1 protein-coding gene is annotated in these 837 nt (G+C 69.9%); it reads left to right on the plus strand.

Annotation, left to right across the window (positions count from 1 at the left end; translation table 11 throughout):
• Positions 1-837 (plus strand): IS1380 family transposase (locus tag ADK41_RS14910; protein WP_107086062.1); only part of this gene is annotated, 837 nt, incomplete at both ends.

An 837-nucleotide genomic window follows, 5' to 3' on the forward strand; every position in this document is an offset into this window, starting at 1 on the left:
AAGGCCCTGCGGGCGATCCGGTCCGCACGGTCCGAAGTCCGTCACCGTGTCTGGTCGTTGGCCGGTGAGAACGCCCCGGACACCGACGGTCAGGTCACCATCGATCTCGACGGCGTCCTCGTGATCGCGCACTCCGACAAGCAGGACGCGGCCGCGACCTGGAAGAAGACCTACGGCCACCATCCGCTGACGGCCTTCGTCGACCACGGCCCGGGCGGAACCGGAGAGCCCGTCGCCGCCCTACTCCGGCCGGGAAACGCGGGCTCCAACACGGCAGCCGACCACATCAGCACCGCCCAACTCGCCCTGGCCCAGCTGCCGAAGCACTACCGACGAGGGCGGCAGACCCTGATCCGCACCGACTCCGCGGGCGGCACCCACGACTTCGTGTCCTGGCTCGCCAGGCGAGGCCGATGGCTGTCCTACTCGGTCGGCATGACGGTCACCGAAGCGATCCACGAACACGTGCTGAAGGTCCCCGCCCCGGCCTGGACCGCGGCCGTCGAGACCAATGGTGAGGCCCGTGACGGGGCCTGGGTCGCCGAGCTCACCGGCACGCTCCTGGACGGCTGGCCGAAGGGCATGCGCCTGATCGTCCGAAAGGAACGGACCCATCCTGGGGCCCAGTTGAGAATTACGGACGCGGACGGCATGCGGATCACGTCCTTCGCCACCAACACCCCGGACCGGCCGATCGCCGAACTCGAACTCCGTCACCGACTGCGGGCCCGGGCCGAAGACCGGATCCGGGCCGCCCGGGCCACCGGCCTGCGCAACCTGCCCCTGCACCGGGCAGCTCAGAACAAGGTCTGGCTCGAGATCGTCCAGATCGCCCTC

The organism is Streptomyces caelestis (genome assembly GCF_001279005.1).
Classification (GTDB): Bacteria; Actinomycetota; Actinomycetes; order Streptomycetales; family Streptomycetaceae; genus Streptomyces; species Streptomyces heliomycini.